Genomic DNA, 14,820 nt, shown 5'->3' with positions numbered 1-14,820 from the left:
CCCTCGGGCGTTAGCTGAGTGAAGACGCAAGGAGATAGGATGCCCCGAGCCAAGATTCCCAGCCAGTATTCGCCCACACGGCGTCATCTTCTCATCGGCGGGTCCGCTGCAGCTCTTGCGGCCTTTGCACAATGGCCGGGCGCCGCCTCGGCCGCTGAGCTCGATCCGGAGCGTTTCCTTGCCCTGTCAGAACGCCTGACCCGCAAAGACGACCTTTCCGGTGACATCGCCACTGCCATGCTTGAAGCGTTCAAGGCAACCGGCAGGGCAGATGAACTCGCCTCACTGGTGGATGGGACCGACAATCAGGAACTGGCAAATGAAATCGTTGCTGCCTGGTACAGTGGCGTCTCGCCCGATCCGGACAGCAACGATGTCCTAACCTACACGGACGCGCTGATGTGGCAGGCCATGAGTTTCACCAAGCCTATGGGCTACTGCGGTGGAGCGATGGGATACTGGGCCGAACCTCCAGCCGGCTGACCCACCTCTCCGCCGCGCGATTTTTTGACTACCGGGAGCCAGATTCATGGCCAATGACATTACTGCAGACATCTTGATCATCGGAACCGGCGTGGCGGGAGCCATCGCCGGTGCAAAACTTGCAGCCCAAGGGCTGACCGTCGCCTTCCTCGAATCCGGAAAGCGCATTGATCGGTACGAGGCGGTGGAAAGGTTCTGGAACGCCAAGATCAAGGTCCCGGAATCCGCCTATCCGAACGATCCCGAAGCCGCTCACCCGCTCACCCACCGGATCGAGGACTTCTACCAGCAGCAGGGGCCTGAGCTGTTCAAGTCGACCTATATCAAGGTCCTGGGCGGAACCACCTGGCACTGGCTCGGAACAACCCTGCGTAACCTTCCCTCGGACTTCAAACTGAAATCCCTTTACGGGCAAGGCGTGGACTGGCCGATCAGTTATGACGATCTCGAGCCCTTCTACCTCGCCGCCGAAAACGAGATCGGGGTTGCAGGCAACTCGAACGAAGACCTCGGCTCACCGCGGTCTGGCGATTTCCCCATGCCGCAGATTCCGATGACCTATCTCGACAAGCATTTCGCGTCAGCGCTGGATGGCACGCCCTACCAGGTAAGCTCCACGCCTCAGGGCCGCAACTCGGTCTACCGTCAGGAGAGACCGGAGTGCTGCGGCAACAATTCATGCATCCCGATATGCCCGATTCAGGCCAAGTATGACGCGACAGTCCACGTCGCGCTGGCCGAGAGTGCCGGCGCCCAAGTTCATTCCGAAACCACGGCAACCCGACTTAATGTCGGGAGCGACGGATCGATCTCCTCTGTCGATTTCCGGCGGGCCGACGGCAGCACCGGAACCGCTTCCGGCAAGGTTGTCATCGTCGCCGCTCATGCTGTTGAAACACCCCGGTTGTTGTTGAACTCGGCGCAGGAAAACGCCCCGAACGGAGTCGCCAACAGTTCCGATCAGGTCGGACGCAACCTCATGGATCACCCGACGCGGCTCAGCTGGGCGGAAGCCGCAGAACCTGTTTTCCCCTATCGCGGCCCGCTCTCGACCTCGGGGATAGAAAATCTCCGCGATGGCGATTTCCGCCAGGAACGCGGCGCCTTCAGGATCGAAATCGGCAACGATGGGCACAGCTGGCCCACCGGCGCACCAACGACCACGGCTGCGGCTCTTGCCGCTCAGGGTTTGCGTGGCGAGGAGCTGGATGCAGCTCTCAAGGATGCCGCCTCCCGGCAGATCCGGCTCGCTTCCCTGGTGGAACAGTCACCCGATGCTGAAAACCGCATAACCCTCGATCCGGAAAAGCGCGATGCCAACGGCGTTCCTCTGCCGCGGATACATTACGATTTCGATGACTATACCCGCAACGGCCTTGAAGCTGCAGAAAAGGCTCATGACGAGGTGTTCAAGGCATTGGGCGCAAGAAACATCCAACACTCCCCGGACATCCAGGGGGCGGGACATATCATCGGCACCGTCCGGATGGGCGCCGATGCATCCAGTGCGGTGGTGGATTCCGACCTGCGCAGTTTTGACCACCCGAATCTGTTCCTGCTCGGATCAGGCACTTTCCCGACCTCTGCAACTGCAAATCCGACGCTGACCATCGCGGCACTTGCACTGCGTTCCGTCGACGCCATCGCCGCCTCTGTCAGATAGGAGCATAAGGACGTTGACACCGCCGCGGAGGCAACGTGGCCATCTTCACCGGTTTGCCCTACTCTGTCAGTGCCAAACCGAAGGGAGCAAGGTCATGACCCATCTCCGCTTGATATTCGCGGCCCTGGCCCTGGGCTCGATGTGCAGCACCGGTATCGCCCAGGACCTGGACTTCAACAACCTGCCGGGCGTGGTTCAGCAAACTGGTCCGGCGGTCGATTTCAAGGATACCCAGGGTGCCGCAACACCTGACTGCACCACCGCGTTTGAAGTCTATGGCACCGAAAGCAACGTCCCCAAGCGCGTCTACAAATGCCGGCAGGGAAACATCACCATCACCAGCGATGAACGTCCCGAAGGATACTGAGGAACTGGCCTTTCAGGCAGCTTGCAGCTCTCTGGCGTTGTCCCTGTTGTTCCGGCGCAGCCATCGCCGGCCGGAAGCCACGAGCAAACCAGCAAGCCCGTCGAGATAGCCCGGCTTGAGGTCAACACCCAGCAAACGGTCCCGCTCGACCGGACCCGGCATCATCAGCGAACCGGTCTTTCCGGCAGAAAAACCAAAACGCTGATAGTAGGGCGCATCGCCCACCAGGATAATGGCACCATGGCCCTGTTCTTTGGCCCGGGTGATGGCATGCCGCATCAGCACGGAGCCGATACCCTTCCCCTCGCTCGACGCATCGACGGCGAGTGGACCGAGGAGAAGCAATGATCTGCCGCCTGCCGCAACATCCCAAAGCCGCACAGTGCCGATAACCTGCCCCGTTCCATTGCGCACAACAAATGCAAGCCCGCTCGAAGGCAGCCGCCCATTGCGAAGCTTCTCGGAACTCTTGCGCCGCCGTCCAGGACCCATGGCGCAATCAAGCAGGGCTTCACGCGCCAGCCTATCGCCTTCAGCTTCATCTTCGACAACGAAGCTCTTTTCACTGAAACTCATGAGATCGGATGTCATCGGCAAATCCTCGGCCACGGCACCATGAAAACGGGACACAGGTACCCCTCCGCAAGCATTCCATGCGCGCGGAAGGGAAGATCTGAACGGAGATTCCGTTCAGATCACGTAGGATCGGAGAGGCTCAAAGCCGTTGAAGGCGACAGCCGAGTAGGTCGTCGTGTAGGCGCCTGTGCCTTCGATCAGCACCTCGTCACCGATGGTCAGCGAAACCGGCATCGGATACGGGGTCTTTTCATAGAGCACATCGGCGGAATCGCAGGTCGGGCCGGCGAGCACGCAAGGTTCCATCGCGTCGCCGTCACGTGCGGTGACGATCGAATAGCGGATGGCTTCGTCCATGGTTTCCGCCAGGCCACCGAACTTGCCGATATCGAGAAACACCCAGCGCACGTCATCCTCATCGGACTTGCGTGACACCAGCACGACTTCCGCCTTGATGGCGCCGGCATTGCCGACCATGCCGCGGCCCGGCTCAATGATGGTTTCAGGAAGCTGGTTGCCGAAATGCTTGCGCAGCGAGGCGAAGATCGACTGACCATAGGCCTGCGCGGTCGGGATATCCTTGAGATAACGGGTCGGAAAACCGCCGCCCATGTTGACCATCTTGAGGAAGATGCCCTGCTGGGCCAGCTTGTCGAAAACGCGCTTCGCATCGCCGAGCGCCGAATCCCAGGCATCGAGCTTGGTCATCTGCGAACCGACATGGAACGACACCCCATGCGAGACAAGGCCGAGTTGGTGGGCATAGACGAGCACGTCTACGGCCATCTGAGGAACGCAGCCGAACTTGCGCGACAGCGGCCATTCGGCGCCTTCCCCATCGGTCAGGACGCGGCAGAACACCCGGGCGCCAGGCGCCGCGCGAGCGATCTTTTCAACTTCCTCGTGGCTGTCGACAGCAAACAGCGACACGCCGAGCGCATGAGCGCGGGCGATGTCGCGTTCCTTCTTGATGGTGTTGCCATAGGACACCCGATTGGCAGTCGCCCCGGCCTTCAGCGCCATTTCGATTTCGGCGACGGACGCGCAATCGAAGTTTGAGCCCAGGTTTGCAAGCAGACGCAGGATTTCCGGCGCGGGATTGGCTTTCACCGCATAGAAGATCGCGCTGTCGGGCAATGCCTTTCGGAACGACTGGAAATTGTCGCGGACCACATCAAGGTCGACCACCAGGCAAGGGCCATCTGGACGTCGGGTGCGAATGAAATCGAGAATGCGTGCAGTCGTCATCGGGTGCTCCGTTCCCGGCCCTTGCGGGGGCCATATCTAGACAGAGCATCGTACGGCCACTTGCAGGCCCGGCCTTTGGAGGAACCGGAGCATGAGTGTACGCTTGATGCGTCGATGAACCACGCCTGTCTGGGCGTTGGTTCGCTCTTGTCTGCCTTGGATTGGAGGGAGAACCCGACCGCACTTCCGGCAATGAAGGTGTGCCTCTTCAGTAACCCCGGCTGTTGGAAAGCCGGCAGACACCAGAAAGGCCCGCACCGTCGTTGCTTCAAGATGTCCTCGCTCTTCCGGATGGCCGGAGAAACGACTGGAGGGGTTAGTTCCAGGTACCTTACCGATTTCCTCACCATATCGAGGGTCGGCGGACACCCACAGGCACGTGCGACTTTGGGCAACTCGGACTTATGGTTTTCCGCTGTCGCAATCAAGTGTTTTCTTGCACTGCCCTTGAAAAACATCATTCCTGAACGAATATCCGGTAATCGTTCAAACAATGATGACGGTCCGGATCCGGGCCGGCGTGTATCGCAAGGAACTGCAGCCCATGGACACATTGACCCGGATCCGCGCTTTCATCGATGTCGTTGAGGCGGAGGGCTTTTCGGCCGCAGCGAGAAAAGTCGGCCGTTCCAAGGCGCTGCTATCGAAATATGTCCGTGAACTGGAAGACGATCTGGGAGCATTGCTGCTCAACCGGACAACCCGGCAGTTTTCACTCACAGAGGCCGGGCACACCTACTATCGCACCGCCTCCGACATCCTCAAGGAAATCGACAACCTTGCGGACCTCGTGAGGGAAGGCTCAACCGACCTCAAGGGCCGCATTCGTGTCTCGGCTCCACGCACCTTTGCGGACGCTGCCATCGGCAGGTCGCTGATCGATTTTGCCGCCGCCCATCCGGACATATCGCTCGAAGTCATTTCCGACGACCGTTTCGTCGATCTTGTCGAGGAGGGCTACGATGTGGCCATCCGCATCACCAAGCTCGAGGATTCAGGACTCATCGCCCGCAAGCTGTCGGCGTTTTCATTGATTCCCTGCGCGTCACCCGAATTCATCGAGAAACACGGCCCGATAACCCACCCTTCGCAGCTTTCAGGTATTCCCTGCATCGTCGACACCAATGGCAGGTTTCTCAACAACTGGCGGTTCGATGGTCCCGATGGCGCCACGGTGGCGGTCACGGTTCACGGCCGGCTGGAGGTCAACAGTCCGCTCACCGCCATGCGCGCAGCCGAGGCCGGCCTCGGCGTTGCAGTGCTGCCGGATTTCATTTTCCGCGAACGTCAGCCGAGCGGCACGCTTGTCCCCATTCTCGAGGAGTACCGGTCAAACGATCGCGGAATCTACGCAATCTACCCGCATCGCCGCTATCTGCCTGCCAAGGTTCGAGCTTTCGTTGATTATCTGACGCAGTGGTTCAAGACAGCGCAATGATTCCAATTGTCGCGGGATCTGGCGTGTGCCGAAATTTCGTCCATATTCTGTGCCACGGGAACTGAACCGAAATCATCGACAGGTCGGGACACCATGAACAACCCCTTTAAATGGCAATTACCGGCATTGGCGGTGCTTGCAGGCTTGTTTCTGGCAACCCCTGCATCGGCCCATCCCCACGTGTTCGCCGAAGCGCGCCTCGAGATTGATACTTCCGCGGATGGTCTTGTCACCGAGCTGCGCAACGTCTGGCGGTTCGATGAGGTCTTTTCCTCCAGCGTTCTTCTCGATTTTGACGAGAACGGTGATCTGCAGCTCGATCAAGCTGAACTCGCCGAGATCAGCACCATGGTGACCGCCTCGCTGGCGGAATTCGACTATTATGTCAGTCTCTCCGTCGACGGCAAGGATGCGGGCATATCACTGCCTGAAGACATCAAGGTCGATTACCAGGACGGCCAGTTGCTGATGTTCTTTGCGGTGGTGCCTGCGAAGGAACTCCGCCTAAGCGGCAAGATTGCCGTCGGTGTTTTCGACCCGACAATGTATGCGGCGCTGGATTTCATCAATGATGAAGACATGATGGTCACCGGCGGTTCGTCGGGACAATGCGCACGCAACGTCGTCCGGCCCGATCCGGACGAGATCATTGCCCAGAACCAGGCCTCGCTGACCGAAGCCTTCTTCGAAACCACGCAAAGCGGCGATCTGTCCAAGCTTCTCGCCACCCGGCTGGAGCTGACTTGCTGATGAAATCAGGCTCCGCGCGCTTTCTGCTGACGGCATCCATCGCGCTTGCCCTGCTTGCAGGTGCGGCGCACGCCCAGTCATCCCTTGGTATCGGTTCCGCCGAACCCGCGATCACCCCAACTGGTTTTGGCGGCTCGGTGCTGCACTGGATCAACCAGCAACAGCAGGCATTTTACCGTTCGCTGACCGGCGCCCTCAAAGCCATGCGGTCTGATCCCTGGCAGATGTGGGGTCTCGTCAGCCTGTCATTTCTCTATGGCGTGTTTCATGCCGCCGGCCCCGGTCACGGAAAGGCAGTCATCTCCTCCTACATGATCGCCAACGAAGTGGCCCTCAAACGCGGCGTGGTTCTAGCCCTTCTCTCCTCGATGCTGCAGGCCTTGACCGCGGTGACTGTTGTCGCCGCAGCTTTCTTTTTCTTGCGTGGCCTCTCGATCTCGATGACCAGCGCCACCTATTTCATGGAAATCGCCAGCTATGCGCTGATCACCGCCTTCGGTTTGTGGCTGCTCACGCGGAAGCTGCTCTCATTGCGCGCAGCTCAGACCATCAGCACTCATGCGGCGGCTGCGCAGACCGCAGGTCATCATCATGGGCACGACCACGCCCATCACCACCATCACACCCATGCCGAGGGAGAAGTCTGCGCGACCTGTGGTCACGCGCACCTGCCCGATCCGAAAATGATATCGGGCCGGGATTTCAGTGTACGGGAAGCATGGAGCGCAGTTATCGCCGTTGGGCTCAGGCCCTGTTCTGGCGCGCTCATCGTTCTGACATTCTCCATGCTCAACGGGCTCTGGATCGCTGGCATCGCTTCGGCCTTCGCAATGGCGCTTGGAACAGCGATTACCGTATCGGCACTGGCAACTCTGGCCGTGTTGGCCAAGGGCACGGCGATCCGTATCGCCGGCGCCTCCATGGGCGGCACCGTTGGCACAGCCATAGAACTCTTGGGCGCCGCTACGGTATTTCTGCTAGGACTTCTGCTGCTTGCCGCCTCGCTGCAGGCCTGACCGGAATTAGTCTGTCGTCCCCTGGTCCTTGCGCTGGCGCCTGCCACGCAGCCAGAACACCGCGAAAAACGCGAGCACGAACGAAATCGCCAGCGCATAGGACAACCACGGCGATATTTCAGAAAGCGACACCATCATCGCCGGCATGAAATAGAACACCAGCCCCGTGCCGAGCAGGATCACCGCTGCGGCGATCGCGGCAGAGCGGTTGGAGGTCGTCGGTTCGCTCATGAGCATGTTCCTTTGCAATCGGTGCTCCTGCACCAGATAGACCTTTTCGGCTTCACTGCAACACCTTCGGCTCGACATGAAGCTTCCGATGCCCGAAATTCATCCTTGGGACGCTCTAAGCGTTGAAACAGGCCTCGTCATGTGAACGATGCGGCGGTTTTCCTCGACCTCTTCATGGATCACTGAAAACCCCATGCGACCATACCATGCAAGCGCCGGGTTACGGCTGTTGGTGATCAGCCCGACGCGGTTCAGCCCGATTTCAGCCGCCCGCCGGAATGTCGCTTCGAGCATCTGCCGGCCGCAACCTGTTCCCGCAAAATCCGGTGCGGTCGCGATGGACTCGAGAAAAAGCTCGTCCTCGAGCACGCGCAGGATGAGCACGCCCGCAAGCACCCCGTCGCGTTCGTCCAGCCAGACCTCGCATTGCTCGAAGATCAGGCCGTAGTCCCACTCGAGCGGGATGGCCCGCGCACCGACCGCAGCCTCTGTCCGGGCGTAGGCCGCTCGCTGAAACAGCTCCACACGTGATCGGTCTTCGATCGAGGCCCGCCGCAAGTCCATCAGACCTGCCCTGCCCTGATGTCCTCCAGCCGTCTTTTCTGCGCTCCATCCTGATTGAAATTAGACGGTTCGAGCCACGCCTCGAAGGCCGTCTTGAGAGCCGGCCACTCGCCGTCAATCATCGAGAACCAGGCAGTATCGCGATTGGCGCCCTTCGACACGATGTGCTGGCGAAAAACGCCTTCGAACTGGAAGCCAAGCCGGGCGGCGGTAACCTTGGAAGGTCCATTCTCGTTGTGGCACTTCCATTCGTACCGGCGGTAGTCGAGATCATCGAAGACGTGCCGCGCCATCAGGTAGTGTGCTTCGGTCGACATCGGGGTTCGCGCCATCGCTGCGCCATGCGCCACCGAACCGACTTCGACCACCCCGTTCGCCGGATCGGGCCGCATCAGCGATGCCATGCCGACGATGTCACCAGTTGTCCGGCTGCGGAAAATACAGGTCACCCATCCGAGCTCGCGCTGTGACCGGTCCAGCCAGTCACACAGCTGGGACGGCTCCGCATAGGGGCCGTTCGGAAAATAGCGGATCAGCTCGCTGACGCCTGCCCCGCCGAGAGCGTTCCACAAGATCGTTTCATGGACCTCGCGCCTGTAGGGTTCGACCATCACGTAACGCCCCGTCGACGAAAAACCCGCCGGCGCCGCCCTCGGCGTCCATTTGCTCAAATCACGCATTTTGCCACCTGAATTGAAATTCGCGCCGGGATAGGACATGAGTTCAGCGGACAAGACAACCACCTTCGGCAGGAAAACCACGATGATCCATCCAGTTGCAGCCTTCGACCGCATCGGCGAGGAAAATGCCTTCGCCGTTCTGGCGCGCGCCACCGAACTTGCCAACCAGGGCCGCGACATCATCAACCTCGGCATCGGACAGCCCGACTTCAAAACTCCGGGGCATATCGTCGAGGCAGCGGTAAAAGCCCTGCGCGACGGCCATCACGGCTACACCCCGGCCAACGGCCTTCTTCAGACACGCGAAGCCGTATGCCGCCGCACCCATTTCATGACCGGCGTCGAGATCTCGCCCGACAGCGTGATGATCATGCCGGGCGGCAAGCCCACCATGTACGCAGCCATCCGCATGCTGGGCGAAGCGGGTGTCGATATCCTGTATCCGGACCCCGGCTTTCCGATCTATCGCTCGATGATCGAGCATGTCGGCGCAAACCCGATTCCCGTGCCGATGCGCGAAGAAAACGGCTTCGCCTTCTCGGCCGAAGAGACCCTGGCTCTGATCACGCCGCAGACACGGCTGCTGATTCTGAACTCACCCGCAAACCCGACCGGCGGCGTCACGCCAAAGGCGGAAATCGACAAGCTAGTGGCGGGCCTCGCCGCACACCCGCAGGTCGCCATCCTGTCCGATGAGATCTACGATGTGATGACCTATGACGGCGAGAGCCATACCTCGCTGCTGACCTATCCTGAAATCCGCGACCGGCTGATCGTGCTCAATGGCTGGTCCAAGACCTGGGCCATGACCGGCTGGCGCATGGGCTGGTCGATCTGGCCCGACAGCCTGATCGGTTATGTTCGCAAGCTCGCGGTCAACTGCTGGTCATGCGTCAACGCGCCGTCTCAATTCGCCGGTATCGCCGCAATCGACGGACCGCAGGACGCGGTGGCCGAGATGCTCACGGCTTTTGACCGCCGCCGCCGGCTGGTCACCGACCTGCTCAACGATTTGCCCGGTGTCTCGTGCATTCTGCCAAAAGGCGCCTTCTACGCATTCCCGAACATTTCGGCCACCGGCTGGAAGTCCAAGAAGCTTGCGAGCGCATTGCTTGAAGAAGCGGGGGTAGCCCTGATCGGAGGGCCTGATTTCGGCATCCTCGGAGAGGGCTACATCCGGGTGTCCTGCGCCAATTCCGACGAGAACATCGAAAGCGCGATCAAGAGGGTCGGTGAGTTCCTCGCTGCTGGCAAGACCTGATACGGTCCACAGATCAAGGGCGGCTTTCGCCGCCCTTATCCGTCATGCCGTTCTTGGGAGGAGTGAAGGGGCATGTCTGAGGATCAGGGTGCGCTTCAAAGGTTAACGACGTCTAAACGCCCGATGGCCTGATTTGACCTGCAGCTTCCAGAATGCGCCAATTCGGGATCGGTAATGGTTCACCAGTGCAGGCCTCTGGCAGGCAGCGGCGTCACATCCGCCGGGTGAGAAGCGTTATCCCGGCGAGGCCGAACGCGACGGCAAACGCGCCTTCGAACCACCGTCGCATACGCAGATACATCGCCACGATCCGGCTGCTGGAAAACATCAGCGCGTAGGCCGCAAAAACCGCTAGGCTCTGCAAGCCGACGACAACCACCACCAAGCCGATCTCAAGCGGCGAGGCTGTGACTGGCACACCGACCGAAAACAATGCTCCGAAGAACAGGATCGCCTTGGGATTGGTCAGATGCATCGCCAGCCCCTTGCCATAGGAAGCGCGGTAACTTCCCACGGAAACCGAACGGAGCTTTGCATGACCCGGAGATAGCGCGCTGCGGGCGCTCTTGTAAGCCAGAAACAGAAGGTAACCGGCACCGCAATAGCGCAGCACTTCGAAGACCCAGGCATTGGCTTGCATCAGCGCGCCAAGCCCAAGCGCGGCGGCGACAGACCAGCTCCAGGAACCACAGGCGATACCTGCCACCAGCGCCAGCGCCTGCGCACGCCCGTGGGCCATAGCGGTTCCGGCAATCGCAAGGGTGGAGGGACCCGGGCTGGCAGTCGCCAGCAAGGCCGCAGTCAGGATCAGGGGAAAGTTGATATCGCTCATTGTGGCGGCAGCATTGCACCGGACCGGGGCAAGCACAACGCGGCAAACAATGACTTTTTCTGAAGCCAGCCATCACGGAAGCTGATCGAGACCGAAGCGTTGCCCAACCATTGGCATGTCCGCCTGCATCGGCCCCAAATGAAAAACGGGGCGCTTTCGCGCCCCGAGAAGTCTGGTTTTGGGTTTTCTTTGTCTGAGGCACCCAACTTGCCTATCTGGTCACGATCTCTGGCCCCATCAGACTGTAGGGCAACCATGTGGAGATCGCCGGCACATAGGTCACGATGATCAGGAACAGGAAAAGCACCGCAACGAACGGCAGCGCCGCGCGCACCACCTGCACCAGGCTCATCCCGGTAATCCCGGAGGTGACAAACAGGTTGAGCCCGATCGGCGGCGTGATCATGCCGATCTCCATGTTGACCACCATGATGATGCCGAGATGTACCGGATCGACACCCAGTTCCATCGCGATCGGAAACACAACCGGCGCCACGATCAGCAGCAGGCCCGACGGTTCCATGAACTGTCCACCGATCAACAGCAGGATATTGACCGCGATCAGGAAAGTGAACCAGGTGAAGCCGTAGCCCAGCATCAAATCGGTGATGGCGTCGGGAATGCGCTCGGACGTCAGCACGTGGGCGAACAACAGGGCGTTGACGATGATGAACATCAGCATGATGGTGGTCTTGGAAGCGTCGACCATCACCTTGCGCGTGTCTTCGTTGAAGAAGGCGCGGCCGAAATTCCGGCCCATCAGCGACAGGTTGCGGCCCCAGATCGGCAAGCCGGCCATCAGCGCGGCAGGCACACCGGCAATTCCCTTTTCACCGCGCCAGGCAGTGTAGGCCACGAGAATGAAGAGCGAAATCGCAAGTCCCAGGTTTGAGCGACCGGCAAAGGTGACCGTCTCGGAACCACTTGTGGCAAAGAACGACAGGATCATCCAGACGAAATAGAACGCCACCGCATAGACCAGACCCGAAAAGCCGGCGCGTGCCCGGCGCGAATCCGTATCGTTGACCCATGTGATGCCCGCCATGGGCCCCATGTCGCGATAGATGAAGATGGCAATGAAGAACGAGTAGATCGCAGCCACGGCCGCAGCCTCGGTAGGCGTGAAGACGCCGCCATAGATGCCACCAATGATGATGATGATCAGGAACAGGCCCCAGCCTGCGTCCTTGCCGCCGGCGACGATTTCGCCAAATCCACGCCAGGGTTCAGACGGCAGACCCTTGATCCGCGCCACGATGTAGATCGCGATCATCAGCATGAGACCGGCAAGAATGCCCGGGATCACACCGGCAAGGAACATGCGACCGACCGACACATCCGTGGCCGCGGCATAGACCACCATGACGATCGATGGCGGAATCAGAATTCCGAGCGTTCCCGCATTGGCAATGATGCCGGCCGCGAACTCCTTGGAGTATCCAACCTGCCGCATCCCGGCGATGGCAATGGTGCCGATCGCCACCACGGTAGCCGGGGAAGACCCGGACAGTGCGGCAAAAAGCATGCAGGCGAGCACGCTCGCCATGGCCAGGCCACCGCGAAAATGCCCCACCGTTGCAATGGCAAAGCGTATGATACGCTTGGCCACGCCCCCGGTCGACATGAACGCCGAGGCCAGCACGAAGAACGGAATGGCAAGCAATGTGTAGTTCTGCGCGGCAGTGAACAGCTGGATGGCGACCGAGGACATCGAGTCGGCGGAAAAGAAGGCGATCAGGATGATCGAGGAAAGACCCAGCGACACTGCAACCGGCACGCCGACAAACAGAAGCCCGAGGACGAGAATGAAGAGAATTGCGGTTTCCATGACGGATCAGTCCTTCAGCACGTTGCGGTTTTCGGCAACGAGGTCTTCCGCCTCATGTCCGGCAATGATCAGCTCACGGTCACCGCGCCAGATGGCCACCATGGCCTGCAGCGCACGAAAACCGAAAAGGCCCAGTCCGATCGGCAGAATGAGGTAGGCAATCCAGCGCTGCACCCGCTCCTTCAGGCCGAATGTCTCCTGCATCCATTCCGGATAGCGCAGGTCATCGAGGCCGATGCCGATCTGGAAGAATTTCGCCCAGTAAACCATCGCGCCGCCGCTGGTGTTGGCGCCGAAGATCCCGAGCCATGCCGATTCGATCAGAATGGCGGCATAGAGAAAGGCGCAGACAGCGCCGAAGATGGCGAAGAACCGGAACACCGGTTTGGGAAACAGCCGCAGCAGCGCGTCGACGCCCAAATGCATGCCCTGCTTGAGCCCATAACTCATCCCGAACAGGATCATCCACGCAAACAGGATCCGGGTGAATTCCAGCGCTCCGGTCCAGCCGCTGTTGAAGCCGTAGCGGGCCACCACCTGTGTGAAGGAAACAATCGTGATGAGCGCCAGAAGAAAAGCCAGCACGTTTTCTTCAAACCGGGTGACCGCATCCGGGTTGCGGCGTTCCGCAAGCCAGAAAAGCGCAATCACCGCGCCCATGATGATGTAAGGCAGATAGATATTCATTGCGTCCCCCAGGATGCCGGATGCCCCAGCCGTCGTCGGGGTGGACCCGGCCTTTCCCGGGTCCACCCTTTTTTCGAGCTCGCGTCTTGTTTAGCTGGCGTCGTTCGAAGCCACGGCGGCATCGATCAGGTCGGTGCCGATATCGCCTTCGAACTTCGACCACACCGGCTTCATCGCATCGACCCATGCCTTGCGCTGCGCAGCATCGAGTTCGCGGATGGTGCCACCGGCATCCAGAATGTTCTGGCGGTTGGCTGCTTCCTTGGCAGCGACCGAAGCATTGGCTTCGTTGGTCACATCGTTGACGATGGAGACGAACTGGTCACGCACATCGGCGTCAAGGCTGTTGAGCCATTCCGTCGAGGTCACCAGAAGGTAGGCCAGCAGCTGGTGGTTGGTTTCGGTAACGCCATCCTGCACTTCGAAGAACTTCTGGGTGTAGATGTTCGACCAGGAATTTTCCTGCCCGTCGACAACGCCGGTCTGCAGCGCGCCGTAGACTTCCTTGAAAGCAAGCTTCTGGGCGGAACCACCCATGGCTTCGATCATTGCCACGGCAACGTCCGAGGTCTGAACGCGGAACTTCAGGCCATCGGCATCCGAAGGCACCAGCAGCGGCTTGTTGGCAGAGAACTGCTTCAGGCCTGAGGACCAGTAGCCCAGGCCGGTGTAGCCGACATCTTCCATAACCGTCAGCAGGCCCTTGCCGGCATCCGACTGCGTGAAGCTGTCGACAGCCTTGAGGCTTGCAAACAGGAACGGAAGGTCGAACAGGCGGTACTTGAGCGTGTAGGCCTCGAACTTCGACAGCGAAGGCGCTGCGAGCTGGACGTCGCCCAGCAACAGGGCTTCAAGTACCTTGTCGTCGTCGAACAGCGTCGAGTTGGCGAACACTTCCATGCAGGCCTTGCCGTTCATTTCGGAGTTCACGCGCTCGGCGAGCAGCGTGGCGGCGTCACCCTTGGGGTGACCGGTTGCAGCTACCACGTGGCTGAACTTGATGACCATCTCGCCGTCATCGCAATTGGCCGAAGCGGCATTGGCGGTGAACAGGAGAGCGGCGGCGGAAACGGCGCCGAGAAGAAGCTTTTTCATGAGATATCCTCCACTGGGGCAATATGCCCGGAACTTGTCAAGCGAAGCGCAGACCGGAGGAAGCGGCAGGACCGGGCTTTGGCCCGGCATCCTCCCGGCGA

16 protein-coding genes are annotated in these 14,820 nt (G+C 60.1%); 7 read left to right on the top strand and 9 right to left on the bottom strand.

The features are described 5' to 3' along the window. The first annotated feature begins 39 nt into the window (after positions 1 to 39). The 3 genes from GTW23_RS00900 (at position 40) to GTW23_RS00890 (ending at position 2,513) form a co-directional block, all read left to right on the top strand. Positions 40 to 483, top strand: coding sequence for a sorbitol dehydrogenase family protein (locus GTW23_RS00900; protein ID WP_252914277.1), 444 nt, complete (start codon positions 40 to 42; stop codon positions 481 to 483). A 46-nt stretch (positions 484 to 529) separates the two neighbouring features. Continuing rightward, entirely contained in the window at positions 530 to 2,146 is a 1,617-nt protein-coding gene (locus tag GTW23_RS00895) for a GMC family oxidoreductase (RefSeq protein ID WP_252914276.1), read from the top strand. Positions 2,147 to 2,240: 94 nt separating this feature from the next. After that, positions 2,241 to 2,513, top strand: coding sequence for a hypothetical protein (locus GTW23_RS00890; RefSeq protein WP_252914275.1), 273 nt, complete (start codon positions 2,241 to 2,243; stop codon positions 2,511 to 2,513). Positions 2,514 to 2,525: 12 nt separating this feature from the next. On the opposite strand, the gene GTW23_RS00885 is transcribed toward GTW23_RS00890, so the two are convergent. Together GTW23_RS00885 and odc2 are read right to left on the bottom strand one after the other, a co-directional pair. Next, positions 2,526 to 3,104: a GNAT family N-acetyltransferase gene (locus GTW23_RS00885; protein WP_252914274.1), complete on the bottom strand. Its 579-nt coding sequence runs from the start codon at positions 3,102 to 3,104 to the stop codon at positions 2,526 to 2,528. 99 nt (positions 3,105 to 3,203) lie between these two features. After that, positions 3,204 to 4,337 carry an ornithine/lysine decarboxylase gene (odc2, locus tag GTW23_RS00880; protein WP_252914273.1) on the bottom strand — a complete coding sequence of 378 codons (1,134 nt, stop codon included), beginning with the start codon at positions 4,335 to 4,337 and terminating at the stop codon, positions 3,204 to 3,206. A gap of 544 nt (positions 4,338 to 4,881) precedes the next feature. Between odc2 and GTW23_RS00875 the strand changes: the two genes are divergently transcribed. The 3 genes from GTW23_RS00875 to GTW23_RS00865 all read left to right on the top strand — a co-directional run bounded on the left by GTW23_RS00875 (position 4,882) and on the right by GTW23_RS00865 (position 7,541). Next, positions 4,882 to 5,775 carry a LysR family transcriptional regulator gene (locus GTW23_RS00875; RefSeq protein ID WP_152010389.1) on the top strand — a complete coding sequence of 298 codons (894 nt, stop codon included), beginning with the start codon at positions 4,882 to 4,884 and terminating at the stop codon, positions 5,773 to 5,775. A 93-nt stretch (positions 5,776 to 5,868) separates the two neighbouring features. Continuing rightward, a complete protein-coding gene (locus GTW23_RS00870; RefSeq protein ID WP_252914272.1) occupies positions 5,869 to 6,525 on the top strand; it encodes a DUF1007 family protein in 657 nt (218 codons plus the stop codon). Next, the gene (locus GTW23_RS00865; protein WP_375590504.1) at positions 6,519 to 7,541 is read left to right on the top strand and encodes a nickel/cobalt transporter; all 1,023 of its coding nucleotides are present in this window, start codon (positions 6,519 to 6,521) and stop codon (positions 7,539 to 7,541) included. The genes GTW23_RS00870 and GTW23_RS00865 overlap by 7 nt, the downstream gene beginning before the upstream one ends. A gap of 6 nt (positions 7,542 to 7,547) precedes the next feature. On the opposite strand, the gene GTW23_RS00860 is transcribed toward GTW23_RS00865, so the two are convergent. From GTW23_RS00860 to GTW23_RS00850, 3 genes are all read right to left on the bottom strand, one after another. Then, entirely contained in the window at positions 7,548 to 7,772 is a 225-nt protein-coding gene (locus GTW23_RS00860; RefSeq protein WP_252914271.1) for a hypothetical protein, read from the bottom strand. Between the two features lie 99 nt (positions 7,773 to 7,871). Continuing rightward, entirely contained in the window at positions 7,872 to 8,336 is a 465-nt protein-coding gene (locus tag GTW23_RS00855; RefSeq protein WP_252914270.1) for a GNAT family N-acetyltransferase, read from the bottom strand. Next, positions 8,336 to 9,016: a GNAT family N-acetyltransferase gene (locus GTW23_RS00850; RefSeq protein WP_252914269.1), complete on the bottom strand. Its 681-nt coding sequence runs from the start codon at positions 9,014 to 9,016 to the stop codon at positions 8,336 to 8,338. The genes GTW23_RS00855 and GTW23_RS00850 overlap by 1 nt, the downstream gene beginning before the upstream one ends. A gap of 82 nt (positions 9,017 to 9,098) precedes the next feature. Between GTW23_RS00850 and GTW23_RS00845 the strand changes: the two genes are divergently transcribed. Further along, positions 9,099 to 10,277, top strand: coding sequence for a pyridoxal phosphate-dependent aminotransferase (locus GTW23_RS00845; protein ID WP_252915542.1), 1,179 nt, complete (start codon positions 9,099 to 9,101; stop codon positions 10,275 to 10,277). Positions 10,278 to 10,488: 211 nt separating this feature from the next. On the opposite strand, the gene GTW23_RS00840 is transcribed toward GTW23_RS00845, so the two are convergent. The 4 genes from GTW23_RS00840 to GTW23_RS00825 all read right to left on the bottom strand — a co-directional run bounded on the left by GTW23_RS00840 (position 10,489) and on the right by GTW23_RS00825 (position 14,719). Further along, on the bottom strand, positions 10,489 to 11,109 hold the full coding sequence (locus tag GTW23_RS00840; RefSeq protein WP_252914268.1) for a LysE family translocator: 621 nt from the start codon (positions 11,107 to 11,109) through the stop codon (positions 10,489 to 10,491). 211 nt (positions 11,110 to 11,320) lie between these two features. Then, positions 11,321 to 12,937 (bottom strand): TRAP transporter large permease, encoded by a 1,617-nt coding sequence (locus tag GTW23_RS00835; RefSeq protein ID WP_252914267.1) that lies wholly within the window; start codon positions 12,935 to 12,937, stop codon positions 11,321 to 11,323. A 6-nt stretch (positions 12,938 to 12,943) separates the two neighbouring features. Continuing rightward, positions 12,944 to 13,624 carry a TRAP transporter small permease gene (locus tag GTW23_RS00830; protein WP_252914266.1) on the bottom strand — a complete coding sequence of 227 codons (681 nt, stop codon included), beginning with the start codon at positions 13,622 to 13,624 and terminating at the stop codon, positions 12,944 to 12,946. Between the two features lie 90 nt (positions 13,625 to 13,714). Beyond that, complete coding sequence (locus GTW23_RS00825) at positions 13,715 to 14,719, bottom strand: DctP family TRAP transporter solute-binding subunit (protein ID WP_252914265.1); 1,005 nt, start codon at positions 14,717 to 14,719, stop codon at positions 13,715 to 13,717. Positions 14,720 to 14,820: the final 101 nt, after the last annotated feature.

This window comes from Parahoeflea alexandrii, assembly GCF_024105735.1.
Classification (GTDB): Bacteria; Pseudomonadota; Alphaproteobacteria; order Rhizobiales; family Rhizobiaceae; genus Hoeflea; species Hoeflea alexandrii.
Note: the sequence above shows the minus strand (reverse complement) of the source record. Positions and strands in the feature narration are given on the sequence as shown.

What these genes read in the sequence shown, in the direction of transcription:
- GTW23_RS00855 (WP_252914270.1), bottom strand. Translation starts at nt 8,336, where the DNA reads ATGGACTTGCGGCGGGCCTCGATCGAAGACCGATCACGTGTGGAGCTG.
- GTW23_RS00850 (WP_252914269.1), bottom strand. Translation starts at nt 9,016, where the DNA reads ATGCGTGATTTGAGCAAATGGACGCCGAGGGCGGCGCCGGCGGGTTTT.
- odc2 (WP_252914273.1), bottom strand. Translation starts at nt 4,337, where the DNA reads ATGACGACTGCACGCATTCTCGATTTCATTCGCACCCGACGTCCAGAT.
- GTW23_RS00875 (WP_152010389.1), top strand. Translation starts at nt 4,882, where the DNA reads ATGGACACATTGACCCGGATCCGCGCTTTCATCGATGTCGTTGAGGCG.
- GTW23_RS00895 (WP_252914276.1), top strand. Translation starts at nt 530, where the DNA reads ATGGCCAATGACATTACTGCAGACATCTTGATCATCGGAACCGGCGTG.
- GTW23_RS00900 (WP_252914277.1), top strand. Translation starts at nt 40, where the DNA reads ATGCCCCGAGCCAAGATTCCCAGCCAGTATTCGCCCACACGGCGTCAT.
- GTW23_RS00890 (WP_252914275.1), top strand. Translation starts at nt 2,241, where the DNA reads ATGACCCATCTCCGCTTGATATTCGCGGCCCTGGCCCTGGGCTCGATG.
- GTW23_RS00860 (WP_252914271.1), bottom strand. Translation starts at nt 7,772, where the DNA reads ATGAGCGAACCGACGACCTCCAACCGCTCTGCCGCGATCGCCGCAGCG.
- GTW23_RS00840 (WP_252914268.1), bottom strand. Translation starts at nt 11,109, where the DNA reads ATGAGCGATATCAACTTTCCCCTGATCCTGACTGCGGCCTTGCTGGCG.
- GTW23_RS00885 (WP_252914274.1), bottom strand. Translation starts at nt 3,104, where the DNA reads ATGACATCCGATCTCATGAGTTTCAGTGAAAAGAGCTTCGTTGTCGAA.
- GTW23_RS00845 (WP_252915542.1), top strand. Translation starts at nt 9,099, where the DNA reads ATGATCCATCCAGTTGCAGCCTTCGACCGCATCGGCGAGGAAAATGCC.
- GTW23_RS00835 (WP_252914267.1), bottom strand. Translation starts at nt 12,937, where the DNA reads ATGGAAACCGCAATTCTCTTCATTCTCGTCCTCGGGCTTCTGTTTGTC.
- GTW23_RS00825 (WP_252914265.1), bottom strand. Translation starts at nt 14,719, where the DNA reads ATGAAAAAGCTTCTTCTCGGCGCCGTTTCCGCCGCCGCTCTCCTGTTC.
- GTW23_RS00870 (WP_252914272.1), top strand. Translation starts at nt 5,869, where the DNA reads ATGAACAACCCCTTTAAATGGCAATTACCGGCATTGGCGGTGCTTGCA.
- GTW23_RS00830 (WP_252914266.1), bottom strand. Translation starts at nt 13,624, where the DNA reads ATGAATATCTATCTGCCTTACATCATCATGGGCGCGGTGATTGCGCTT.